Genomic DNA, 24,451 nt, shown 5'->3' on the forward strand with positions numbered 1-24,451 from the left:
GGGGTCACGACCGCGACGAAAGCGCCGCGATCAGAGAGGCAGGCACGGGCGAAACCGTGCAGGACAGCTGAAGCGCCGACTGCCGGGTCGTCAGCTGCATCGGGCAAATCGGCACGACCGGGCTCCTGGCGAGGTTGAAGGACAACACCCGGTGCCCCACGACGTTGAAGCTGAGCGAGTCGCTTCCGGTCACCGTCACCGACACCGGGATGGGAACTCCGGCAACGCTCGCTGTCACCGTGTTCCCCGCGATGGTGACCGGGATTCCGGTAGCCGAAGTGATGTCCGAGGCGGTGATGATCAAGCTGGCGGTGGCGGACGAGATGGAGGTGACCCGAACCTTGTGGTGGTACAGAAGCTTCGACTTGTCGATGTGAACATCGCGGACATGGACGTCTACTCGATCGACGGTCAAGGGACCGATCGGGACACCACGCAGATCGACTGCGACACTTCGTGCGTCCCCGTCTACGAGGAGGTCGTAGAGGAACGGAAATGAGTTGATGCTGGACGAGGTGTTCTGCGCACCGGTGGACGACTTTGCCCGGCTTGCGATCTGATGCTCGGCGATTACGCGCGCCGCGATGTCCGCCCCGACGGCCAGGGCGACGATTACGACGATCGTGGTCAGGAACCCAAGCAGGAACACCCGTCGGAGCAAGACGCAGACTTTACGGGCCGCTGGCGCGTCCTGTAGTCGCGGCGCCGCGAGCGGGGCATCCTTGCGGTTAACGTCCTGCGAATGAACCCGACCCTCGCGAGGAAGACGTGGCGCACGTTGGAACCGGTCCACGGCATGATCTACTTCGTTCCCGAAGCGGGGGAGCGCTACGAGAAGATCGGCCTGAAGGGCAACCGGATGGGGTACTTCGCGTCTCGGGCCGCGGCGATGGGACCGGTCCCGGCCGAAGTAGTCATCGCCACCTTCTTCAACTTCTCTCCGGACCTGGTGCGGCGCGCGATACCGGCGGCGTGGGAACTTGCCCGAACCTCGGAGATCCTGGAATCGCGGCTCGAGGCGGCTGATGCCGCTCTGCGCCGAGGACTGGGCGCCGAACTGCTCGAGTCAAAAGGGCTTCGCGAGGCTGCGGATCTGGCCCGCACGGCTGCAGAGGCGGCGTCGACGATGCCGCAGGGCAGGCCCCTGTTCGCTGCCCACGCATCCCTTGCGTGGCCGGACGAACCGCATCTCGTCTTGTGGCACGCGCAAACTCTGCTGCGCGAGTACCGGGGTGACGGGCACATCGCTTCGCTTCTGGAGGCGGAGCTTGACCCGGTCGAGGCGTTGATCACCCACGCGGCGGCCGGCGAGGTGGACGTCAGGTTCCTTCGCCCCAGCCGCGCCTGGACCGACGAGGCGTGGGCCGCGGGTATTGACCGGCTCAGGTCCCGCGGGCTCATCGAGCCGGGCGATTCCGAAATTGGGTTCACCGAGGCCGGAGCTGAACTACGGCAAAGGGTCGAGGACCATACCGACCTTCTGAGCACCGCCGCATACGCCGCGATCGGCGAGGACGGATGCAACCGCCTGCGTGAGCTGGGCCGGCCGGTGAGTGTCGCCGTCGTGAACGGAGGCCTGCTCAACGTGGACCCCTCCAGGTTCGCCGAAGACGCCTGAGGCTCTCCCCTGGGTTGCCCGGCCGTTACCTGGGTAGCTGCTCGGCCATGGAACGCATGGACGTTGTTCCGCCTATTCCACGGCCCGACGACCCGCCGGTGAACCCGTTCCCTGAGCCGGACCCGATGCCACCGACCAAGCCGCCGCCAGAACCGTGGCCAGACCCCGAACCGGTACCGGAGCCGGAGCCGATGCCGTAGCGCGCCGTTTCGGTGGGGCGCGCAGCGGGTAACCGCGCGGCATGGCTACGGAACGGCAGAAGCAAGCGGCTCGACGGAACCTTGAGAAGGCCCGAAAAGTTCAGAGCGCCAGGGCCGAGGGCAAGAAGATCCCCAAGATGGCACCCGGTATGAGCACCCACGACGAGAATCGCCTTGATGACACCGACTTCGCGTTTCCCGACGAACGGAAGGAACCCCTGACCGACGCCGCCCACGTACGCAACGCTGTCGCCCGCTTCAACCAGGTCGAAGGGGTCACCGACGCGCAGCGCGACCGAGCCTGGAACCGGATCGTGGCGGCGGCGAAGAAGTTCGACATCGAACTCGGCGAGGGCGATTGGAGAGAGTTGACGACAACCTCGCACCGCTAAAGCCCCGGCTGTTGGGTTCCGGCTGGTGGCATGCGCCCGCGTTCGCGGACTCCTTCGGGCCGTAGATTCCCGAGGATGGGACAGTTTGCCGCCGGACGTCAGTTTGCCGGACGTCAGTTTGATGGTCAGGTCGTCCTCATTACCGGAGGAGCGCGCGGCCAGGGTCGCAGCCATGCGTTCAGCTTTGCCAGGGAGGGGGCGGACGTAGCCATTCTCGACCTCTGCCGGGATCTGGCCACCATCGACTACCGGCTCTCGTCGCCCTCCGACATGGATGAGACAGCTCGCCTGGTGGAAAAGGAGGGGGGTCGTTGTCTGGCCATCACCGCCGACGTCAGCAGTCTCTCGGAGACGGAGGCGGCAGTCGCGCGGACCGTGGACGAGCTCGGGCGGCTGGACGTGCTGATCGCCAATGCAGGAGTGACCGGCGGCGCCCCGATTCAGGTCGCCGGCGCGGAGCAGTGGAAGGACGTGATAGCGGTCAACCTGACCGGTGTGTTCAATTCGCTGCGCGCCGCCGCGCCGGTGATGATCAGGAATAGGTACGGGCGGATCATCGCCATCTCCTCGATGATGGGCCGCGGGACGACAGGTGGCATGGGTGCATACACGGCCTCGAAGTGGGGTGTGATCGGCCTGGTGAAGTCGGCAGCGCAGGATCTCGCCCAATTCGGGATCACCGTCAACGCCGTCGCGCCGGGCACGGTTGACACGCCGATGGTCCGCAACGAGGCGTTGATTCGCAAGGTCCGGCCGGACCTCGACAGCCCCACCATGGAGGACGCTGAGAAGTTCCTCGGGATGCTCCACGTCCAGCCACAGGCCCTCCTCGACCCGGCAGAGATCTCGGCGGCCGTGATGTTCCTCGCCGGCCCTGGAGCGGCTCACATCACCGGTGCGGTCCTCGACGTGAGCGCCGGCGCCTCGGCCCGGGTGACCGCCTGACCAGGTGCACGATGCACGCGCCCGATGCATGTGCCTAATCCATGTGACAGCAAGTATTTGACTTCAGTCAAACAAAGACGTAGGTTTGGCCTTGAAGAGTAGGGAGGGAGCCTCGATGGGCGCGACCTGGGACACAATCGACCGCTATGTGGTGATCTCCGCCGACACCCACGCCGGCGCAGAGCTGCACGACTACAAGCCGTACCTGCCGTCCCGGCTTCACGACGAGTTCGACCGGTGGGCGGAGACCTACGTAAGCCCGTTCGACGACCTGGCGATCGCGACCGCGAAGCGCAACTGGGACAGCGAGTTCCGCCTGGCCGAGGTCGACGCCGATGGCGTCTCCGCCGAGATCCTCTTTCCGAACACGGTTCCGCCGTTTTTTCCCACCGTGCCGAACATCACCATCAAGCTGCCGCGCAGCCGGGAGGAGTTCGAGCTCCGCTGGGAGGGCGTCAAGGCCCACAACCGGTGGCAGGTCGACTTCTGCTCTTTGACCCCGGGGCGCCGGCGCGGCCTGATCCAGATGTTCCCCCACGACATCGACTTGGCCCTAGAGGAGATCCGCTGGGGCGTGGAGCAAGGCTGCTTCGGCGGGGTGCTCATCCCCGCGGTTTCGCCCGGTGATCCTCTGGTGCAGCCGCTGTTCCACACCCGTTATGAGCCGCTGTGGGCGGGCTGCCAGGATCTCGATATCAGCGTCGTGCAGCACGGAGGGACGGGAAGTCCCGAGATGCCGATGGACCAGCCAGCCTCTAACCCTGTACTGATCACAGAGATGGCGAGCTGGACCCAGCGGACACTTCCTCACCTGATCCTCGCCGGCGTGTTCGAGCGCTACCCGCGACTTCGCTACGTTCCGACCGAGCAGGGAACGATGTTCTTGCGCATGCAGCTCGCCACGCTCGACGCGATGGTTCCGAGCATGAAGTCATCCGCGGGTAACCGCACCTATGGAATCTTCGGCGGTTCGTCGGTCGACGAGCTGACCCTCAGTCCGACCGACTACGTGAGGCGGAACTGCTACTTCGGTGCTAGCGCGATGGCACCCTACGAAGTCAGCATGGTCGAGATGCTCGGCGAGGATCACTTCATGTGGGGCAGCGACTATCCGCATGAGGAGGGCACCGCACCGCACTCGCGTGAGCTGATCCGGTGGGCGCTTCACGATCAGCCGGTCGAGAGATGCCGGAAGCTGCTCGCCGGCAACGCGGCCCGGGTGTACGGGTTCGATCTGGACGCGTTGACCCCCATCGCTCAGAAGATCGGCCCGCTCGTCTCCGAGACGCACAAGCCGTTGGGAGACACCGGCTACATGGCTCCGCCTGCGTTCGGTGGACGGCCGTTCGAGGGCGGCCTTGCGCTGCACCGCCTGGCTCCAGCCCGCGCCTGACCAGATCTTTCTATTCGTCTGAATCGTAGATAAACCGGAAGCCCGGTCGCTGGCTGGGCAGCCCGGTTTAGCATGTGACGACATGAACGGCGTAGACCGATCACTCCCCGATGCAAGTACGGGTTCGTTTGCCACTGAGCGGTCGTGGCCTACCGGAGCGAGTCCCTTCCCGCCGATCGCGGATTACGCGTTCCTGTCTGACTGCGAGAGCAACTGCCTGATCGCCCCCAGCGGTGCCGTCGAGTGGATGTGCGTGCCCAGGCCAGACTCTCCGTCCATTTTCTCCGCGATCCTCGATCGCAGCGCAGGATCGTTCCGGCTCGGTCCTTACGACGAGATGGTGCCGGCAGCGCGGCGGTACCTGCCGGGAAGCTTGATGCTGGAGACCACCTGGCAGACGCGAACCGGTTGGGTGATCGTGCGGGACGCTCTGTGCATGGGGCCTTGGCACAACCTGACTGAGCGCTCCAAGACCCACCGACGTTCACCGACCGACTACGACGCCGAGCACTGCCTCCTTCGATCAGTGAAATGCGTGAGCGGCTCGGTAGACCTGTCGATGACATGCGATCCGATCTTCGACTACGGGCGGGTCGAGCCGGAATGGAGTTACGAGGGCGACGACTACGGTCATCTCGTCGCCACCGGCGCGGGCGTCGGGGTGACCTTGCGGCTCACCACCGATCTTCGGCCCGGAATCGAGCGTCGCGGCCTCAACGCACGGACCCGTATGGTCGAAGGCGAGACCCATTTCGTGGCGCTCTCGTGGTCGCCGCTCCCGCCGCCAATGACCTTCGACGAGGCCGCGGAACGGATGGCCAGAACGGCCGAACATTGGCGTCAGTGGATCACTCAGGGCGATTTCCCCGACCACAGGTGGCGCAGTTACCTGCAGCGGAGCGCGCTCACGTTGAAGGGGCTGACCTACGCGCCGAGCGGCGCCCTGCTGGCCGCGCCGACGACAAGCCTGCCGGAGACCCCTCACGGCGAGCGCAACTGGGACTACCGGTACGCGTGGGTGCGTGACTCGACATTCGCGCTGTGGGGCCTCTACACCCTCGGCTTCGACCGAGAGGCAGACGACTTCTTCTACTTCATTGCCGACTCCCTGGTCGACGCCCAATCTCTGCAGGTGATGTACGGCGTGGGTGAAGAGAAGGAATTGGAGGAGCAGACGCTTCCGCATTTGTCCGGTTACGAGGGCGCGTGGCCGGTGCGGATCGGCAACGCGGCGTACAAGCAGAAGCAGCACGACGTCTGGGGAGCCATGCTCGACTCGGTGCTGCTCCACGCCCGTTCCCGTGCCCAGCTGCAGGAATCGATGTGGCCTCTCTTCAAACGGCAGGTTGAGGAAGCTGCGACACACTGGGAGGAACCCGACCGGGGAATCTGGGAGGTGCGCGGTGAACCTCAGCATTTCGTATCGAGCAAATTCATGTGCTGGGTCGCTCTCGACCGAGGCGCCCGCCTCGCCCGCATGTTCGACGAGGGTGTGTACGCGGAGAAATGGCAGGCCCTGGCAGACCAGATACACGAGGACATCTGCGACAAGGGACTAGACGAGAGAGGCGTCTTCGTACAGGCGTACGGGTCGAAGTCGCTCGACGCGTCCGTGCTGTTGATGCCGCTGCTGCGTTTTCTTCCACCCGAGGACGAACGGATCAAGAAGACGGTTCTGGCCATCGCCGATGAGTTGACATACGAGGGTCTGGTGTTGCGCTACAAGACCGAGGAGACGGACGACGGTCTCGAAGGTGCCGAGGGCACGTTCACGATCTGTTCGTTCTGGCTTGTGTCTGCGCTTGTGGAGATCGGTGAGGTCGAACGGGCGGTGCGGTTGTGCGAGCGGCTGCTTTCATACTCGAGCCCGCTCGAGCTGTACTCCGAGGAACTCGATCCGCACACCGGGCGGCACCTGGGGAACTTCCCTCAGGCGTTCACCCATCTGGCTCTGATCAACGCGGTGATGCACGTGATCCGTGCGGAGCAGGCCGCGATCGTGCCGATCACCGTGCACGGGTCGACGAACGCGCCCGGTTCGATTATCGATGGTCACTCGCCGGCGGATCAGCCGGTCGACGAGGGCTTTCGCTCCTAGCTCGGAGAGCAGACCAGGGCGCCTGATCGGGCGTGGAACTTCGCGTCCGGGCGTGGAATTTGACATGAAGTCGCGCAGTTCCACTCCCGAAGCGCGAAGTCACTCCCAAAAGCGAGCCCATCCGACCCAAAGCGATCGGCGGCCCCCCCGGCGACCGCCTGAACGGCTAGAGCCACCCGACCCGAGCGCCGGCGCCGCCCTGGTCATCGGCCGGCGCCCCCGGCGGCTCGGCCAACTCTCCGTTGTGCACGCGCGACAGCAGCGACGCGACCGTCGCGGCTATCTCCGCCGCCGCTCGGGCGAGGTCGACCGCGTCGGTTGGTCCCACCTCCTCGGCGCTTATGTCTGCGCCGGCGAGAAGCGACGGAAGGTCGCGCAGTCTTTCGGTCAGCCAGCCGACCGGATCGGCGCTCAACTCGGGTTCGAACTGACGCTGCCCGGGCTCCCATCCGCGAAAGCTCGGATGGTGATGGGTGCGGTCGTGGCTTCCGGGTGTCCCGTCGACGGTCTCCAACAGGTCGGCACGCCAGATCGGGCGGTCGATGACGATCGGCTGGGCTGCGTATATCGACCCGGTTAGCGGCGGCCGCTCGAGGAATCTCACCTCCAGCCGGACACCTCGCTCGGCGCCTTCTTGGCCGGGCGCAGGGTCAGGATCCTGGAAGTAGAGGTCGCTCGCCACCACGCCAACTCGCTCGAATCCCCACGTGTACAGCACGGTTGCCGAGCCTAGGGCGCTGCGCGTGGTAACACCTGGGGGGTGCGAATCCTGGTCACCAACGACGACGGCATTCATTCCGACGGTCTCAGAACGCTCGCGATCGCGATGCGCAGGTTCGGCGACGTGACCGTCGTGGCGCCCGACGACGAGTACTCCGGCGCCAGCGCCGCGCTCGGCGCGCTGCACAACATGCACCCGGAGGTGCATCAGATGACCCTGGAGGGGCTCGACCAGGTTTGGGCGGTCAGCGGCCCGCCGGCGCTCTGCGTGATGTTCGCTCGTCTCGGTGCGTTCGGGCCCCCGTTCGACCTGGTCGTCTCGGGCATCAACCCAGGAGTCAACGTGGGCCGTTCGGTATATCACTCGGGGACCGTCGGCGCGGCCCTCACGGCGAGGTCCGGCGGCATGACGGGTGTGGCGATCAGCCAGGCGGTTCACGGGTTCGGGATCGAAGGTCAGGGATGGGACGAAATGCTGCGCGATCAATGCTGGGAGGGAGCGGCCGCAGTCGCTTCGGCAGTAGTCGGGGCTCTCGTCGTTGATCTGCCGCCGGCGCCGGTCGTTGTGAACGTCAACGTTCCCAACCTTGATGTCGAAAAGATGCGTGGGTGGCAGCGAGCGACCATCGGACGGATTCCTCCGCGGGTGATTGCAGAAGCTCACCTCGAGCCGAAGGTGGGGCACCCCGGTAGCTTCCGGGTGGTGATGAAGTGGGGGGACGCGGTGTCGTTGCCTGAGGGCACCGACGGTGGCGCGGTAGAGCGCGATCTCGTGTCGGTGACGATGCTCGGCAGCTTGTCCGAGTCTGCTGACGCCCACCCGCTCGAAGCCGATGAACTGGCGATGTCCGCGATCGCGCGATCACTCGACGACCTGTTCGGCGAGGCGCTGAAGGCCGGTTGAAACCCTTAACCGAACTGTTGGCTCACGAAGATCTGAGCCCCATCGAGCGGTCAAACTCGCCGGCAGCCTGATAGCCCGCTGCGACGTCGCGCTCGGCTTGGGTCAGCAGCGTCTGGTTTTTCGACTGGACCGCCTGCAGGATCTCTGTCGAGCCGTTGTAGAAGTCGTTGATCATTTCGCGCCACGGGGCGGTGGCGGATCCCCCGGGGTTCGGAAGGGAAGACGCGGCGGCCACGTCGCTGTGCAGGGTCTGCCAGTCGGCAAGCCACTTGCTGGCCGACCCGCCCTGGGCGGGATTGTCCGCGTTCAGGGCGAGCTGATCCTGCTTGATCGTGTTGATCGTCGCGGAGTGATCGGCGAGCCAGGCGCGCTGGGAAATAGTCGTCGAACCCGAGAATGCGACAAGGATGCCGATCCAGGCAGCGAACCCCAGAAAGCCGACGACTACCGGCCATCGGATCATTCGCGGCGGCACGTAATGCCCGACCGCGACCAGCCTCGGCCACGGGGGTCCGCTGACCGCCGCCGGATCGGGTGGAGCGAACCCGGGGCGGGCCCATTGCTGACCGGCGCCCTGTTGACTGCCCCATTGTTGAGTGCCCCATTGCTGACTGGTCTGCCCCCACTGCTGACCGCGCGGCGCGTTCCAACCATCCGGTTGTGGAGGTGGTGCGGATTGCCCGGCCGGCGAGCTTTCGCCCCACTCGTCGGGGGGGTAGGGGGTCGACGCCGGTAAGCCGGTGTTGTGCTCCTCGTTGCCGGGCCGGTCCCATGGGTCGTCCCAAGACGGGCCCGTAGACGGCCCAGGTTTCGGGGGCGGAGGAGGAGGTGGTGTGTCGGTCAATACGGCTCAGGGCGCGGTGTCGAAGGGCGGGTAGGCGTCGGTCAAAAGGTAGAAGTACCCATTCACCCGGAACGCCCAACGGAAGTAACCAATGGCGAAGCTTCGCAACCCCTCCGGCCAGCGCCCGGTGAACAGGACCGCGAACCACGCGACGGCAAGAGCGAGGAAGGCGATGATCCCGAAAAGGGAGAGGACGATGAAATGCGGGATGACCAAGAGTCCCCGGAAGAACGTCGTCAGGCGGTTCCGTTCAACTGCGCGCGCCGACCACAAAGCAGCCGGGTAATCGCCCGGATCAACGTGACCGGGAACCGGGCTGAAGCTCGGATACTCCACGGTCCACGCGTACAGGTAGCAAGTGATCCGCCACTGGTAGCGGAGCACTCCCGCGATGTAGTCAGTCCAGCTGTCGGGCATTCGGCCGGTGAACAGGATGGCGAACCACCCGAGGAAGGCGACGATCTCTGCGCCGATCATCAGCAGGTACAACCAGATCTGGTGCGGTACTACCAGCAGCCAGTTGACGAGAGGACGCCACCTCTCAACGGTTTCGGGGCTGCTTACGTCGAGACCTAGCGGATACCCGCCGCTTTCATAGGGGACTGCCGCTGCTGTCATCTCGGAAACTCCCTTCGGGAGATGTCTGGCGCTACGGCGGTTCGGCGCCGACAGTAGCGGGCTGGCGACTCGCCACGGCGGATGCCGGTTCGCGCTGTAACCGCGAACGCGTCTGCCGAGTTTTTTTCAGGATGCCGGCGTGAATGCGGCGACTACAGCCGGGCTACGGCGAGAACGTGGCCGCTGGAATCGACCAGCCGGGCCTCGGTGACCCCCGTCAATCCCGAGGGATCCGGCGTGCTCCACGTCCCGCTTCCCTTCACCAGGTCGAACGAGCCCATCGTCGTCACGGTGCCATCGGCGTGGATGACCTCGCAGGTGACCCGGCCGGTCGTGTTGACGCCGTTCACACTGACGGTAAGCCATGACGGATGACCGTAGGTTTCGACCTCTCCGACCGCGTGGCCGGCTGAGATCAGGTCCGCTTGGGTTTGGACGTGATGGTGAGTCGTGGTCTGACCAGCCATCCACCCGATGGCTCCGAAGACCAGTGCGACAGCCGCGGCGGCGGAGAGAACCGCAAACCGGCGCGAGTTGATCGGGAAGAGCAAACGCCGGATGCCCGAGTGGGACGCGCTCGCGAGAACCCGCCGGTCGAAACCAAGAGGCGGTTCGGTGCCCGGCACGAGCTCGAGCAGGCGGTCGGCGACGGGGGTCAGGGATGCGACTTCGGCCGCGCACTGCGGGCAGGACCGCAGGTGCATCCGTGCGGATTCCGCCTCGGCTTCGGGGAGTATCCCGAGGGCGAGCTCCGGAGCGAGGTCAATCACGTGACCCTCGTTGCTGGGTGTGTGTGGCTCAGCCATGGTGCAGTACCCCTGGATCGAGCGCTGAGCGAAGCTTGTGCATCGCGGAGCGGATGCGGGTTTTCGCGGTCCCCAGCGGAATGTCCTCGGCGTCGGCGACCTGCTGCGCGGTGAAGCCGTAGACGCCGGCCATCACCACCGCCCGGGCCTGCTCTGCGGGTAGCGACCCGATCGCTTGTCGAAGCTCGGCAGCCGACTCTTTGCGCATCGATAGCTGCTCGGGCTCGTCGAATCCGGGACCCATGAGCCGGACGAGGTCCGACGGGTCGAGAGGAGTCGACTTGCGCCCCCGGGCGGCGTCCACGGCGAGGTTGTGGGCGATCGTTGTGAGCCAGGTCCGGACCGACCCTCGGGTCGAGTCGAATCCCGGGGCTGCCCGCCACGCACGCACGAACGTCTGTTGGGCGACGTCTTCGGCCAGGGATGCTTCACCGAGCACGGCCAAGGCAACACCGAAGATGTGCCTTTGGAAGCGCCTGACGAACGCCAGGCCGACTTCGGGGCCCCCGCCGGCCAACCCGGCGAGGAGGGCCTCGTCGCTCATGCGATCCGCTGGCAGCCCGATTCGCGGCACAACCAATGATACGAGCGGGGCGGCGTTTTCGATTGGTCGGCGTTTCCGTTTGTTCAATCGGCGTACAGAGGGCGTTCAGGCGGGCCTTGCCGGCCCGCTCCGGGAGCGGCCGCAGAAGTGCCTCCGACTCAGGTCAGGCGCCGGCGCACGGCCCGACCCCTGCCGTCTTGCGGAACACTTCGCCGACGACGGGGCTGTACGGCCGGGGGGATTCATGCTCGGCGTATGACCCGATCGCCACGAGAGTCGGATCCGTGGCGAGAAGACGGTCAACCGACGCCACCTGCGACGTGACCGCCTTCTGCCAAGCCGATCCTCTCGCGCCGAGCTTGCGTACCGGGTTCACCTCCAGGACGTGGGCGCCGACCGGAAGTGCGGCGATCAAGGGCCCGACGGTCATGCACGGGTCGGCGCGCTCCAGGCGCGGCACGATGTTGCGCCAGTCGACGACCGTAGGGTCGGTCACCAAACCAGTGGGGGTCGCATATATCAGACCTTTCGGGAGGTAGTACGCAAGCACTGCGAGTTGCTCCGTTTGGGTCACGACCACCAGGTCGCCGGGTGCGAGCTCCGGTCTGGATGCGCCGGCTACCGAGCCGACGTTGCTCTTGGCGAACGGGAAGCTCGGGTTTGGCAGGAGCGCTCCGATCGCGCTCCACCCGGCCAGCACGGCACAAGTCGATCCGAGAACGACGCGCCCGGTTTGGCTCGAGCTGAGCGCGCCGGCAGCGGCCAGCAGGATCGGCGCGACTATCACTGCCAGGTACCGAACCGTCCAGGACGGCTCGATCTGCGCCCCCAGAAAACCCACCACCCCGGTAACCAGCCCGATCCCGCACAGAAGCCCGGCGAGTTGCGACTCCGCAGCCGGTCGGAGCTTGTGGGTGCGCCAAGCTCCGTACGCGAGGAACGGAGCGACCGCGAAGTTCAGCGTTCCGCCCAGCGCCGATCCCTGATCCGCGAAGAAGTTCCCGATGTTCGGACGGACCGCCCACGGGGCCGCCGTGCTGCTCGCCTGGTCGAGGAAGAACGGCAGCCATGGAAGCCACAGTGCGAACGCGGCTGCACCCGCCGCGCACACCTGGGCGGCCAGCCGGCGGTTCCCCTGGTACCACGCCAGCCCGGCGAGGACGCCGACGGTGACCAGGGTGAGGTAGATGCCCCAGTTGTGTGTGTAGAGAAGGAGCGCGTAGGCAGCTACCGCCGCGACAGCGTCGCGAGCGTCTCGGTCGCGTACCGCACGCACCGCGAAGGTGATCCCGACGATCGACAAGACGATGACGATCGGATACATCCTGGTCTCGGTCGAGTACCACTCCAGAAACGGGTTGGTCGCCATCAGGACGGCCGCCCACCTCCCCCCGCGCCGGCCAAACAGCTCCTTGCCGGACCAGTACGCCAGTGGGATCGAAAGAAGCGAGAACGTGAGCGGCAGCAGATGGGTGGCGATCTCCGACCGGCCGAACCCGATCATCCAAAAGTGCAGCAGGACGTAGAAGAGCGGAGGCGAGCCGTCACGTGTCAGCAGGGCGGGGATCTGGGTGACGTGGTGAGACGAGATCCCGATGCTGATGCCCTCGTCGATCCAGTACGACCGGCCGATGAACGGCACCCGCAATGCGAGAGCGAAGACCACGAGGGCGCCGACCAGGACGCGGTCGGTCTCGACCGCACGGAGCCTGCTGGAGGCGCGCTCGGATGGCCTGACTACCAGGACTTCTTGAATCGTGGTCACGCCTGGGGCGCCGCCTTCAAGCCGGTGAACTCGGGAGGGACCCCCAAAGGCTAGCCGTGGCGGCTCTGGCGGGGGAGGTAGGAGGTCTCGAGCCCCGGCCGGGTTATGTAGTCGCGTGGCGCCGGAGGTCCTCCAGGTCCACCCATTCCAGCGCCCGGATGTGGGTCGATTCGAGGACGACGTCGGGCGCCACGCCGGCGTCGAAGGCCTCCTTCCAGCGGGCTGCGCACAGGCACCACTGGTCTCCGGCTTGGAGGCCGGCGAAGCCGGGTTGGGGACTGCTCAGGTCGTTGCCGACGGTCTTGCTGTACTCGAGGAACTCAGGCGTGACCTTCGCGCAGACCACGTGAACGCCAAGATCGTCGGCGCCGGTGTTGCAGCACCCGTCACGGTAGAAGCCGGTCAACGGGTCGTAGTTGCACGGTTCGAGCTCACCGCCGAGGACGTTCTTCGCCATGCACCCATCCTGACGCATCCTCCCCGCCCTGGAGGGGCAGACTATTTCCTGTGAGGATCCTGATAGTGGAGGACGAGTTGTCCATGGCCAACTCGCTCGCGCGGGGTCTAGAAGCCGAGGGCTACGCCGTCGACGTCGCTTTGGACGGCGAGGACGGCCTGGCGCGCGCCCGTCAGCATCCCTACGACGCGGTCGTCCTGGACCTGATGCTGCCGAAGCTCAACGGCTATGCGGTGACAAAGGCGCTGCGCGACGCCGGAGAGCGAGTGCCGGTCCTGATGCTCACCGCCAAACAGGGAGAGTTCGATCAGACCGAAGCCTTGGATACCGGGGCGGACGACTTCCTTTCGAAGCCTTTTTCCTATCCGGTGCTGCTCGCCCGGTTGCGGGCCCTGATCAGGCGGGGAGGGGCACCGCAAGGAGCGGTTCTCGTCCACGGCGACCTGAGGCTCGACTCCCGGGACCACCGGTGCTGGCGTGCGGACGAGGAGGTGACCCTCACACCCCGCGAGTTCGCTCTGCTCACGTACCTGATGCACCGCCCCGGGGAGACGGTTTCCAAGAACGAGCTTCTCGACCACGTCTGGGATCCTTCGGCAGAGCGCGACCCGAACGTCGTCGAGGTGTACGTGGGTTACCTGCGCCGCAAGCTCGACCGGCCCGGCGAGCAATCGCACATCGAGACGGTCCGGAGCTACGGGTACCGCCTGTGCGGGGCCGCTCAAGGGGCGGCATGATCCGGCGAACGCGAGCGGTTTTCTCCGCGGTTCGGCACGCGTTCGACGGGCTTCGCGTACGGGTGACCCTGAGCGCGGTTCTGGCCGTCGGCTGCGCGCTCGGTGTCTCGGCTGCGATCGTCGAGGCGACTTTCGCGCACGAACGCCAGCACATCCTGGTCACAACCGCGAATGAGCAGGCCCGGGTGGTCACCGCGATGAATCCCGAATTGGTCCCGCCGATACAGCTGCCGCCCTCCCAGTCTCTGGAGTCCGGATTGGTGCAGGTTCTCCACTCGGGCAAGGTCGTCGCCGCAAGCCGGGAATTGCGGCGGGAGCCGCCGCTATGGATTCCAGGCGACCCTCAGGTACAAACCAACGACTACATCCTCGCCGGCCAGGCCAGGGACGTCCACGTGGTCGAGGTGCCCGTCAGTTTCGGGTCGACCCACGACAACGTAGTGGTGGTCACCTCGCTCGACCAGTACGACAACAGCCTGCTCTACGTCCAGCGCCTCCTCGAGTTCGGCCTGCCTGCCCTGTTGCTGGTTCTGGCGGTCATCTGCTGGATGATCGTCGGAAGGGCGCTGCGTCCCATCGAGGCGCTCCGGAGGGAGGTGGCCGACGTGGCCGCTGTCTCCGGTGCCCATCGGGTGGCGGAGCCACCGACCGACGACGAGGTTGGCCGGCTTGCCCGGACCCTCAACTCGATGCTCGATCGCCTGGAGGCGTCAACCCTCCGGGAGCGAAGGTTCCTATCCGACGCGTCGCACGAGCTGCGCTCGCCGATCGCCAACATCCGCACGGAGATCGAGGTCGCACTGCACCATCCGGACCGGACCGAGTGGCCACGGGTCGCCGGTGAGGTTTTGGCTCAGGACGAGCGGATGGGACATCTCGTCGAGTCTCTGCTGATGCTCGCCCGTTCCGACGAGGGCCACCTTGCGTCTGTCGACCCGAGTACCGTGCCCACCGATCTCGCAGCCGTGGCCGATCAGGTGGTCGCCGAGGTCGGCGGCCGCTGCGACGGCGTGTCGGTAGTCGCGGTCACCCACCCGACCCCGGTCGAGGTTCCTGCGGTCTACCTCGAGCGGATCATAGGGAACCTCGTCGACAACGCCTGCCGCTACGCCGCCTCGCTTGTCGAAGTGAGGGTCACGAGCCACGGCGGTTCCGCTGTTCTCAGGGTGTCGGACGACGGGCCCGGCGTTCCCGTCACCGACCGCGGCCGGATCTTCGAACGATTCGTGCGCCTGGACGAGGCGCGAGACCGGGTGCACGGCGGTTTCGGCCTGGGCCTGGCGATCGTCGCCGACCTTTGCCGGGCCTTCGGCGGGACGATCGACATATCTGATGCGGACGGCGGGGGAGCCGTGTTCACGATGTGGATGCCGCTGTACGCGGGTCCCGTGGCGCCGGCGACTCCGGCGGCCTCCCCAGCTCAGGGTCAGCCCTCGGACTCGGAACCGGACCGCCCTCCGATGGTCAGGAGCTAGCCGCCGGATACCACGGGCGCGCACGTGGTCCGGGAAGCGGACCTGAACACCGCAGACAGCTGGATCAATCCGGGCTGGTAGGCCTCCACGGAGGTCCACCCATCCGGCGCTGGCCCCACGCATCCGGTTCCCGAGGCGATCGACCAGAAGGCGGTGTAGCGAACCCGCACCGTGATCAGGCCGGGTGCGGTCGCGTCGACGCTGAAATGGTCAGGCGTCAAGGAGGTGAGCTCCCCGCTGCCGGTGGCCAGGCCGGGGCTTCCGTCCACCCGCCAGAGCTTCCACTGAGGGTTCTCCCAAACGAGGTGGAGGACGCTCACCTGCCCGGAGGCGAGGAGCTTTCCTTCCGCTTTTGCGGCGTAGTCGAGCGGGGCGGCCGGCAGCGCCACGTACTGGACCCCTTCGTCGTCGAGCCAGTCGGTGTAGGTCGCCGCAGTCAACGCTCCGGCGGCGTAGAAGAGGGGGTTGTCGCCGACGTCGAGCTGCCGTTCCCAGCCGCGGGCGAGCGAGACGTAGGGAGCGACGTACGCCGACTCCCAGTGCTCGAGGGTGGGCGGTATCTCGACCCGGATCGGGTCGTCCGCGAACAGCGACAGCTGGTGGAGCAGCGGTTGGTAGAACGCCGACGTGGTCGCGGGCGCCGTCGACTGAGACGTCACGATCTTCTGGCTCGGGGCCCACTGCCACACGACGAACGGAACGATGAGGGCCAGCCCGAGTATCCGCAACCTGTTGGGGATCTCGATCCGCCGGCCCGACATGAACCGCTCGACGATGACCGACCCGCTCAGCCGCTCGACCGCGGGACCGTTGGCGGTGAGGAAGCAGGCGAGGAGCGGGACTCCGATCGCTCCGGCGAGTCGCGGCGCATTGCCGCCCAAGGGGTTAGGAAATATGAAGGAAAAAAGGGAAGCCGCCGCGTACAGAAACGCCCCCACCCTCACTGCGGGGGTGGTCCGCACGAGGGGGGTCAGCGCGGTCAGGCACAGCAACTCGGTCACGACCAGTCCCTGCCAGGGGAACGGGAAAGGACCGTCGCCTGGGAAGATCAGCCCGGTCACGACGATCACGACCAGCCCCGCTGCCCCGGTGGCGATCGTCCAGCCTCGCCGGCCGCTGGCCTTCAGCGCCCACGCGGCACACGCCATGGCGAGGAACGCAGCGGCCAGGGGGGAGAAGAGCGCCGCCAGGACCCCGAGCGCGAGTGCCGTCCGGCGACGACCTTTTTGCAGTGCGACCAGCGCAGATAGGCCGGCTGCCTCGCCGGCGAGGAAGGGGAGCTGCCCGATCATCACCGGCAGGACCGTCGAGAAGGCGAAGTACCAGGTTCCGATGGGCCGCGACCCGAAGTAGCCCCGGATCACCCGGTCGAACGCCCAGGTCGCCACCGCCGCCGAGACGAGAGCCGTCGCCTGGATCCCGATCCGGCTGGCGAAAGCGGGGAAGAGGAGGCTGTAGCTGAGCGGGAAGTTCCCGCCGTACCAGCCGCTGTCCCACAACAGGAGCCCGTGTGTCTTGAACAGGGTCACCCTGTACAGCTGGGCCGCCTGATCGACCCCGCGCCAGCCCAACAGCCAGACGGCTGTGGCTAGCAGGAGCGCGACGGCGGCAGGGGCTAACGCCACCGCATGCTCCTGCCACCAGGCGCGACCGCGTTGGCCGGCGCTCGGAGCGGGGTAAATGACGGCCATGGTGAGGGCTCGGAGCCGCCCAGAGTTTACTGCCACCGGAGGTTTGCCGGACCGTTACCCGTCCTTCACCCCCGCCAACCGCTTTCGACGGCACGAAACCGGATTTATGCCCGAACGCGGTAGCGTCCACTCCTTCCGTAAACCTTCCCGATGATCACCGACCCGAGTACCGGCCGAGAGACGGAACAACCGACCGAGCAACCGATCGGGCAACCGACCGGCGAAGCGGCTGCCACCCCCAACCTCCGGCGGCGCCGGATCATCAAGGTGGCCGTGCTCGTTGTCGTGCTGGGACTGCTGGCGCCCGTCGGTTACTCCTACGCCTGCGCGCTGACCGGGCCCGGGACCGACGCCCTCAGCGTCCGGTCGGTCGAGTGGCTCCGGACCCACCATTTTCGGTGGCTTGTCAACGACGTGGAGAACTTCTGGTACTCCCACCACCGGCCGAAGAAAGGCGGGCTACCGAGCCGCCAGCTGCGAGCGCAGGTCAACGGGAGCAGCGCTTCAACACCGTCCGTCGTGCCGCCGGTGACCGTTCCGCGGGTAGTCGCCCTTCCGGCGCCGGCGGTTTTGCGCCCGTTCGTGGCCAGCCCCCTGCCTGGCGAGGGCACCTGGCAACCGATAGGGCTGCCGGTGGACGGGGTCCCCGCGATGTACGCCACCTACATGCGCCCCGACTCGGTCTACACCAGCCTGGTTTCGGCGGTGGCGTGGATAGATCCCAAGCTGGTGAGCGCGGTTGGGTACGCCGGCGCGGTCGAACCGGGCGGGGCGGGTTGGGCTCATCAACTGCCCATCCCCGACTCGGTGCGGCCCAGCCTTCTCGCCGCATTCAACTCCGGCTTCCGGATGCAGGACGCGCGCGGCGGGTACTACGACTCCGGCCGCTACGCCCGGCCGCTGCGCACGGGTGCTGCAGCGCTTTGGATCACGGCTGAAGGGGTGCCTCACGTCGGGGCGTGGGGGCGCGATGCGACGCTGACTCCCGACGTGGTTTACGTGAGGCAGAACCTCGAACTGATCGTCGACGGCGGGTCGCCGGTCCAGGGACTCGATGTCGGCAGCTCCGCGCAGTGGGGATGGACCGTCGGCAACAAAGTCATGGTGTGGCGATCGGGGGTCGGCGAAACCGCCAACGGTGCCCTTGTCTACGCGGCCGGTCCGGATCTGAGCACGCACATGCTCGCCGATCTTCTCGCCCGGGCGGGCGCGGTGCGCGCGATGGAGCTCGACATCAACAGCGCGTGGGTCGACTTCTTCACCTACTCGCCGCCGCCCGCCGGCCTCCCGCCGTCGGACCTGACCGTGAAGAAACTACTCACGAACATGGTTCCCTCGACGTCGCACTACCTGACCGCGAGCAGCCGCGACTGCATCGCGCTGTTCGCGAGGAGATAGTCGTGTGCGGTCGCTACACGTCGAGCACGACGATGGAAGACCTGGCCAAGATCTTCCAGGTCGAGGAGATCAGGACCGACCCACTGCCCGCCCGGTACAACGTCGCTCCGACCCTGCCGGTTTACGCGGTCGCGATCCGTCGGGAGCACCGCGCGCTCGGAACATTCAAGTGGGGGCTGGTTCCGTCGTGGGCGAAGAACCCTTCCGCCGGCAACCGGATGATCAACGCCCGTGCCGAGGGAATCGAGACCAAACCCGCCTACCGGTCGGCGCTCGCCCGCCGGCGCTGCCTGATTCCCGCCGACGGGTTCTACGAGTGGCAACGACGCACGGCCGGTGACGGGAGACCCGCCGGCAAGCTTCCGTACGCGATACGCCGGCGTGACGGCCAGCCGATGGCCTTCGCCGGGCTGTGGGAGGTGTGGCGAGACCCGGAGAACCCCGATGCCGACCCGTTGCGGACATGCGCCATCGTCACGACGGAGGCGAACGATCTGATGGCTCCGATCCACGACCGTATGCCGGTCGTCCTCGATCCGGGGGATTGGGATCAGTGGCTCGATCCCCATGTCGCGGCAGAGAAGGCCCAGAGGCTGCTCGTGCCGGCGCCGTCGGATTGGTTCGAGGTGTTCCCCGTGAGCAGCCGCGTCAACAACGTCGCCAACGACGGCCCCGAACTCCTCGACCCCATACCCCCGCCGCCTTAAAACGACAGCGGGGCGCCGGTTTTTCGGGACAAGTGGTTTCTGCGGGAAAAAAGGCAGGTTCGCGTTCCGGCCGCTACCCGTCGGCGGCGTCGCGACGCGGAAGCGCCTTCGCTATGTCGGCGGCGATGCCGGGGCCGTCCAGCCCGAGTTGGGCGAGGATCCGGTCGGCTTCCCCGTGCGGTATGTACGCGACGGGGATCCCGAGCACGAGCACCGGAGGCGTCGCCCTGGTTTCGAACAGGTCGGCCATGGCGTCAGTGATGTAGGCGCCGGCGCCTCCGGTCCGTATGCCGTCCTCGACGGTGACGACCATCTTGTGACGGCCGGCGTCGGCCAGCATCTGCGGGTCGAGCGGGCGAACCACCCGCACGTCCCAGACGGTCGCTTCGATGCCGTCCGCCGCGAGGATCTCGGCAGCCTCCTCGGACGCCTCGAGCATCTTGCCGACCGCCAGGATGCAGACCGAGTCAGGAGTATCCGCGTCGCCTCTGCGAACCAGTCGGGCCTGAAGACCTTCGCCCACCTGATCGGGCGCGACGTGGCGGGCGGCGGTTCTCGGCCAGCGGATGGAGGCCGGCCCCGACAACTGAAGCGCCGTTTCGAGCATCACCTGCACTTCCTGAGCAGAGGAAGGGGCGAACACGGTCATGCCCGGGACCTTCAGGCACAGCGCCATGTCGAGAACACCGTGGTGGCTCGGTCCGTCGGGCCCGGTTATCCCGGCGCGGTCGATCGCGAAAACAACCGGCAACCCGTGCAACCCGACATCCAGGTTCAGTTGGTCGAACGCGCGGGTCAGGAAGGTCGAGTACACCGCGACTACCGGGCGGAGGCCGCCCATCGCCATTCCCGCAGCCGACGTGACCGCGGTCTGCTCAGCGATTCCCACATCGAAGAACCGGTCGGGCCAACGGTCGGCGAATGGGATCAGCCCGGTCGGTCCAGGCATGGCCGCGGTGATCGCCACCACGTTCGGGTACCGCTCGCCGATCGAGAGCATCGCTTCGTTGAATGCTTGGGTGTAGCCGCGAGGGGCGGACCAACCTTCGGGCGGACCGACCTCAGGATCGAAGACCGGAGCGTCGTGAAGGCACTTCTCGTCGTCGTTTTCCGCGGGAGGGTAACCACGCCCCTTTTGAGTCACGACATGAACGACGATCGGGCCGTCGAAGGAGGCCGCTTGCGATAACGCCTGTTCGAGGCCGGCGATGTCGTGACCGTCGATCGGGCCGACGTAACGCACACCGAGCGATTCGAAGAACGCGGGCGGCTCTATTACTTCCCTGACCGCGGAGTAGAGACCTTGGAGGCTCGAGTAGGCGAGGCCGCCAACACGGGGCAACTCCCGCACCGCTTCCTCGATCCTCGCCCTGACCGAGCTGATCCCGGGATGCAGCCGGATCTTGGTGAGGCTTTCCGACAGGCGCGAAATGGTTGGCGCGTAGGAGCGGCCGTTGTCGTTCAACACCACGACGACACGGCTCTCGCTGTGCCCCAGGTTGTTCAAGCCCTCGAACGCCATCCCGCCGGTCATCGAGCCGTCGCCGATCACCGCGACGATCTTGCGGTCGGGGGTTCCGCTCCGCGCGACCGCGGCGGCCAAACCGTGCGCGTAGGAGAGGATCGTCGAGGCGTGGCTGTTTTCCACCCAGTCGTGGACCGACTCGGCCCTCGACGGGTAGCCCGAAAGCCCACCGCTCTGGCGAAGCGTTGCAAACATGTCGCGCCGCCCGGTCAGGATCTTGTGCACGTACGCCTGGTGGCCGGTGTCCCACAGGAGAATGTCGCGAGGGGACGAGAACACCCGGTGCAACGCGATGGTCAGCTCGACCGCCCCGAGGTTCGAGCCGAGGTGCCCCCCGGTCACCGACACCGCCTGAACGATGAACGACCGTATCTCGGCGGCCAGAGCGTTCAACTCGTCGAGCTCAAGTTTGCCTAGGTCAGTCGGCGAGTTGATCGACTCCAGGAGCATCGCCCGAGGGTACCCCCTCTCCGCGTGACGGTCTTGCCGGGCGCCGGTCCGGCCTGCCGGGTAGAGAAAAGGCGCTGTACGAACCCTTTCACTACCCACTTAGCGTGGCTAAATGATTCAGGAGCGCCTCCGGCGCGCTCGTCGGGCGAGACTGTCCCCCAAACTCGTCCGGCGATTCGGTCAGCGATCGCGGCCGGCGACGAACTGCGCGACCTCGGCCAGCGCGTCGATCGCCGGCGCCTCGAGGGGCAGTTCGACCAGGGCCGACATCGCCTGATCGAGTAGCCGGCGAATCGATTCCTCGACTTCCGCCCGGGCGCCGGTGGACACGATGACCTCCTGCAGATCCCGGACCCCGTCTGCGTCCAGGTCGGCGATGCCGAAGAGCTTTTCGAACAGGTCGCCGGCCGGCCCGCGGGCGCGGGACGCCGCCAGGCTGGCGAGAAGGGTCGGCTTGCCCTCGCGCAGGTCGTCGCCTACCGGCTTGCCGGTGAGCCCGGGGTCGCCGAAGACGCCGAGCAGGTCGTCACGCAACTGGAAAGCCTCTCCCAGCGGCAGCCCGAAAGCCGACAGCCTCGGGGCGAGCTCGCCGAACCGGCCAGGGGCCGCGATGGCGGCTCCAAGATGCAGCGGCCTTTCGACCGTGTACTTGGCGGTCTTGTAACGGGAGATGCGCCTTGCACGATCGACGCCCTCTTCGCCGGCGAGGCCGGCCCGGTCCGCCGCTCCGAGAACGTCGAGGTACTGGCCGACGTTGACCTCGAGACGCATCTCGTCGTACACCACGACCGCTTCGAGTGGCGCGCCGGCGAGGAGGCGGTCGCCGTAGACCAGCGCCAGGTCGCCGACGAGAACAGCGATGCCGTTGCCGAAACGCTCGGAGTCCCCCGCCCAGCCGAGCCGCCGGTGAAGCGATGCCTGCTCCACGTGGACCGCGGGCGCGCCGTGCCGGCGGGCCGATCCGTCGATCACGTCGTCGTGCACCAGCGCTGCCGTGTGCAGAAGTTCGAGGGCGGCCCCCGCATCGACGACTCCTGGGTCCGCCGCGTCACCGCCGGCTCCAATGAAGGACCAGTAGCAGAACACCGGGCGGAGCCTTTTTCCGCCTGACAGGACGGATGACCTCAGGCTCGATAGCGGTTCGCACAGCGCTTCGTCCACCACGCTCCACCGACCGATCTCGAGGTCCAGCAGTTCGGTAAGGCGCTTCTCGACGAGTGGAGCCACCAGCGACACCGCCGGCGGCAGCGCTGCCGTCGCGGTCAAACGCCGGTCCTTCCGCCGCAGCGCTCTGGCTGGGCCATAACCGGCTGCGGCAGCAATCTCATCGCGGCAAGGTCCTTGCGGTTGTAGTAGCGGTCGAGCGACCTGGTCAGCACGCGTGCGAGTACGTATGCCACGGCAAGAACCGCCACGCCGGCGACCTCGTCGAGGAAGAAGTGGTTGGCGGTGACGACGATGCAGAAGATGGTCGCCAACGGGTGCAGGAACACCACGAGCTTTCCCCACCAAGGCCGGATCACTTCTGCGAGGGCGAGCGCGCACCAGAGCGCCCAAGCCGTGTGCAGGCTCGGCATCGCCGCGTACTGATTGGACACGTCGTTCACCGGTCCCGACGAAAAGTTCCAGAAGCCGCCCAACGACTGCAGCGTGTCGACGAAGTGGTAGCCGTGCGGCAGGAGCCGCGGCGGCATAAGCGGAAAGAAGAAGAACCCGAGAAGCGCGAGGACGTTGGTCAGCGCCAAGGTGTTGCGCCACAAGCGGTAGTGGATCGGGAAAAAGAAGAACAGGAGGAGTAGGACAGCGATCACCGCCACAAAATGCGCGGTGCCGTAGTAATCGTCCCAAAACCTCATGAACGAACGGTCTCCAAGGAACCAGTGCTGGATCTGCTGCTCGTGAAAGATGCCAAGCACCTTCTCCCACCCGATGACCCGTTTGGCGTTGTGGAAGGCCTGGAACTTCGACACCGGGCGGTCGCCTCGGATGTCGCGGACGAGGGTGTACAGCCCGTAGAACACGCCGATGATGATCAGCTCCCGCCACCAGTGGGAGCGCATGACCGGCCGGCCCCGGTCCAGGTCGAGTGTCACGTTGTCTTGAACGTCGTGAGGCCCGCCGTGTTCCAGGTCGTGTCCTAGGCGGTCCGCCAGCTGATGTTCGGCACGATGTTGCTGATTTTCGACCATGCGAGTAACCCGCCAGCCTAATGGCTCCCCTGCGTGGCACCATATGGAGCGTGGGTAAGTCTGGGGGTTGGCGTGTCGCGCTTGTCGCAGCAGTCGCGCTGATCGCCCTGGGCACGGGTTCCTGGATCATGCTGACGCCTCACCGGCCGGGTGAGGGCGGGTACGGGCGAGCGGTCGCGGCGGAGCCGTCGTTTTCCGGGGCGGGCGTGACGGGAGCGGCTCCGCCGACCGTCCCCCAGCCGGCGCCGGCGCCATCGGTCACGCCGACCCTGATTGCGACCCTGTCCGCTGATACGCCCTACAGCAACGTGCCGGGTGGGCCCCCGGTCGGGATACTGCCCGCCAACAACCCGTTCGGCGCCCCCAACGTTGTCGCCCTGACCGGCCAGCCCGACTCCTCCGGGTGGGCCCAGGCCGAGCTGCCGGTACGCCCGAACGGGAGCCTCGGCTACATCCAGACGTCAGCGTCCACGGTGACCCTGACCGAGACCACCTACTCCGTCAAGGTCAGCCTCGCGTCGAACACCCTGACCGTGATGGACGGGAACAACGTTGTCATGACGGTTCCCGCCGCGACCGGCGCCCCCCGGACTCCGACGCCACCCGACCACACCTACCTTTGGGAGCTGATCCGTCCCGACAACCCCAACGGCGCCTACGGCCCGTACATCTTCGGTCTGGCGGAGTTCTCCGACACGTACTCGGTTTTCAACGGCGGGGACGCACAGATCGGGATCCACGGTCAGAACGAGGCCTGGTCGGTCGGCCATCCGGTCTCCCACGGATGCGTGCGCCTCGACAACGGCGTGGTCACCCAGCTGGCGGGCATGCTCCCGCTCGGAACGCCGGTAACCATCAGCTAAAACGACGGCCGCCGTGGGGTTGGGGACCCCAGGTTGCGGAGGAGGACGGGTTGGGGCCCGTCCGGGCCGTGTCACGGCCGCCGTGGGGTTGGGGACCCCACGTTGCGGAGGA

23 protein-coding genes are annotated in these 24,451 nt (G+C 66.7%); 11 read left to right on the top strand and 12 right to left on the bottom strand.

What is annotated here, in order from left to right; genetic code table 11:
• Positions 1–4: 4 nt before the first annotated feature.
• Positions 5–661: a DUF2993 domain-containing protein gene (locus tag VFZ97_14915; protein ID HEX6394725.1), complete on the bottom strand. Its 657-nt coding sequence runs from the start codon at positions 659–661 to the stop codon at positions 5–7.
• A gap of 81 nt (positions 662–742) precedes the next feature.
• On the opposite strand from VFZ97_14915, the gene VFZ97_14920 reads away from it, so the two are divergent.
• The 5 genes from VFZ97_14920 (at position 743) to VFZ97_14940 (ending at position 6,646) form a co-directional block, all read left to right on the top strand.
• Positions 743–1,618, top strand: coding sequence for a hypothetical protein (locus VFZ97_14920; protein HEX6394726.1), 876 nt, complete (start codon positions 743–745; stop codon positions 1,616–1,618).
• Between the two features lie 241 nt (positions 1,619–1,859).
• Positions 1,860–2,210: a DUF6582 domain-containing protein gene (locus VFZ97_14925; GenBank protein ID HEX6394727.1), complete on the top strand. Its 351-nt coding sequence runs from the start codon at positions 1,860–1,862 to the stop codon at positions 2,208–2,210.
• 75 nt (positions 2,211–2,285) lie between these two features.
• Positions 2,286–3,155 (top strand): mycofactocin-coupled SDR family oxidoreductase, encoded by an 870-nt coding sequence (locus VFZ97_14930; GenBank protein ID HEX6394728.1) that lies wholly within the window; start codon positions 2,286–2,288, stop codon positions 3,153–3,155.
• 91 nt (positions 3,156–3,246) lie between these two features.
• Positions 3,247–4,548 (top strand): amidohydrolase family protein, encoded by a 1,302-nt coding sequence (locus tag VFZ97_14935; protein HEX6394729.1) that lies wholly within the window; start codon positions 3,247–3,249, stop codon positions 4,546–4,548.
• A gap of 82 nt (positions 4,549–4,630) precedes the next feature.
• On the top strand, positions 4,631–6,646 hold the full coding sequence (locus tag VFZ97_14940) for a glycoside hydrolase family 15 protein (GenBank protein ID HEX6394730.1): 2,016 nt from the start codon (positions 4,631–4,633) through the stop codon (positions 6,644–6,646).
• A gap of 166 nt (positions 6,647–6,812) precedes the next feature.
• On the opposite strand, the gene VFZ97_14945 is transcribed toward VFZ97_14940, so the two are convergent.
• Positions 6,813–7,364: a hypothetical protein gene (locus tag VFZ97_14945; GenBank protein ID HEX6394731.1), complete on the bottom strand. Its 552-nt coding sequence runs from the start codon at positions 7,362–7,364 to the stop codon at positions 6,813–6,815.
• 42 nt (positions 7,365–7,406) lie between these two features.
• Between VFZ97_14945 and surE the strand changes: the two genes are divergently transcribed.
• Entirely contained in the window at positions 7,407–8,270 is an 864-nt protein-coding gene (gene surE, locus VFZ97_14950) for a 5'/3'-nucleotidase SurE (protein ID HEX6394732.1), read from the top strand.
• Positions 8,271–8,292: 22 nt separating this feature from the next.
• On the opposite strand, the gene VFZ97_14955 is transcribed toward surE, so the two are convergent.
• From VFZ97_14955 to VFZ97_14980, 6 genes are all read right to left on the bottom strand, one after another.
• The gene (locus VFZ97_14955) at positions 8,293–9,114 is read right to left on the bottom strand and encodes a hypothetical protein (GenBank protein HEX6394733.1); all 822 of its coding nucleotides are present in this window, start codon (positions 9,112–9,114) and stop codon (positions 8,293–8,295) included.
• A gap of 6 nt (positions 9,115–9,120) precedes the next feature.
• Positions 9,121–9,732: a DUF4389 domain-containing protein gene (locus tag VFZ97_14960; GenBank protein HEX6394734.1), complete on the bottom strand. Its 612-nt coding sequence runs from the start codon at positions 9,730–9,732 to the stop codon at positions 9,121–9,123.
• Positions 9,733–9,884: 152 nt separating this feature from the next.
• Complete coding sequence (locus VFZ97_14965; protein HEX6394735.1) at positions 9,885–10,538, bottom strand: hypothetical protein; 654 nt, start codon at positions 10,536–10,538, stop codon at positions 9,885–9,887.
• Positions 10,531–11,082 (bottom strand): sigma-70 family RNA polymerase sigma factor, encoded by a 552-nt coding sequence (locus VFZ97_14970; protein HEX6394736.1) that lies wholly within the window; start codon positions 11,080–11,082, stop codon positions 10,531–10,533. Before VFZ97_14970 ends, VFZ97_14965 begins: the two co-directional genes overlap by 8 nt.
• A 163-nt stretch (positions 11,083–11,245) precedes the next feature.
• Complete coding sequence (locus VFZ97_14975) at positions 11,246–12,847, bottom strand: glycosyltransferase family 39 protein (GenBank protein HEX6394737.1); 1,602 nt, start codon at positions 12,845–12,847, stop codon at positions 11,246–11,248.
• Positions 12,848–12,950: 103 nt separating this feature from the next.
• Positions 12,951–13,304 carry a DUF2237 domain-containing protein gene (locus VFZ97_14980; GenBank protein HEX6394738.1) on the bottom strand — a complete coding sequence of 118 codons (354 nt, stop codon included), beginning with the start codon at positions 13,302–13,304 and terminating at the stop codon, positions 12,951–12,953.
• 50 nt (positions 13,305–13,354) lie between these two features.
• On the opposite strand from VFZ97_14980, the gene VFZ97_14985 reads away from it, so the two are divergent.
• Together VFZ97_14985 and VFZ97_14990 are read left to right on the top strand one after the other, a co-directional pair.
• Entirely contained in the window at positions 13,355–14,041 is a 687-nt protein-coding gene (locus VFZ97_14985) for a response regulator transcription factor (GenBank protein ID HEX6394739.1), read from the top strand.
• Positions 14,038–15,516, top strand: a complete 1,479-nt coding sequence (locus tag VFZ97_14990) for a HAMP domain-containing sensor histidine kinase (GenBank protein ID HEX6394740.1) — start codon at positions 14,038–14,040, stop codon at positions 15,514–15,516. The genes VFZ97_14985 and VFZ97_14990 overlap by 4 nt, the downstream gene beginning before the upstream one ends.
• On the opposite strand, the gene VFZ97_14995 is transcribed toward VFZ97_14990, so the two are convergent.
• Positions 15,513–17,141 (bottom strand): hypothetical protein, encoded by a 1,629-nt coding sequence (locus VFZ97_14995; GenBank protein ID HEX6394741.1) that lies wholly within the window; start codon positions 17,139–17,141, stop codon positions 15,513–15,515. The genes VFZ97_14990 and VFZ97_14995 overlap by 4 nt on opposite strands.
• A gap of 216 nt (positions 17,142–17,357) precedes the next feature.
• Between VFZ97_14995 and VFZ97_15000 the strand changes: the two genes are divergently transcribed.
• Together VFZ97_15000 and VFZ97_15005 are read left to right on the top strand one after the other, a co-directional pair.
• A complete protein-coding gene (locus tag VFZ97_15000) occupies positions 17,358–18,605 on the top strand; it encodes a hypothetical protein (GenBank protein ID HEX6394742.1) in 1,248 nt (415 codons plus the stop codon).
• A gap of 2 nt (positions 18,606–18,607) precedes the next feature.
• Positions 18,608–19,312: an SOS response-associated peptidase gene (locus tag VFZ97_15005; protein ID HEX6394743.1), complete on the top strand. Its 705-nt coding sequence runs from the start codon at positions 18,608–18,610 to the stop codon at positions 19,310–19,312.
• 73 nt (positions 19,313–19,385) lie between these two features.
• Here VFZ97_15005 and dxs read toward each other — a convergent pair whose 3' ends face one another.
• From dxs to VFZ97_15020, 3 genes are all read right to left on the bottom strand, one after another.
• Entirely contained in the window at positions 19,386–21,287 is a 1,902-nt protein-coding gene (gene dxs / locus VFZ97_15010) for a 1-deoxy-D-xylulose-5-phosphate synthase (GenBank protein HEX6394744.1), read from the bottom strand.
• A 180-nt stretch (positions 21,288–21,467) separates the two neighbouring features.
• A complete protein-coding gene (locus VFZ97_15015) occupies positions 21,468–22,553 on the bottom strand; it encodes a polyprenyl synthetase family protein (GenBank protein ID HEX6394745.1) in 1,086 nt (361 codons plus the stop codon).
• On the bottom strand, positions 22,550–23,380 hold the full coding sequence (locus VFZ97_15020; protein ID HEX6394746.1) for a phosphatase PAP2 family protein: 831 nt from the start codon (positions 23,378–23,380) through the stop codon (positions 22,550–22,552). The genes VFZ97_15015 and VFZ97_15020 overlap by 4 nt, the downstream gene beginning before the upstream one ends.
• 146 nt (positions 23,381–23,526) lie before the next feature.
• Here VFZ97_15020 and VFZ97_15025 point away from each other — a divergent pair, with 146 nt between their 5' ends.
• Positions 23,527–24,339 carry a L,D-transpeptidase family protein gene (locus tag VFZ97_15025; protein HEX6394747.1) on the top strand — a complete coding sequence of 271 codons (813 nt, stop codon included), beginning with the start codon at positions 23,527–23,529 and terminating at the stop codon, positions 24,337–24,339.
• Positions 24,340–24,451: the final 112 nt, after the last annotated feature.

The organism is Acidimicrobiales bacterium (assembly GCA_036378675.1).
Lineage (GTDB): Bacteria > Actinomycetota > Acidimicrobiia > Acidimicrobiales > Palsa-688 > DASUWA01.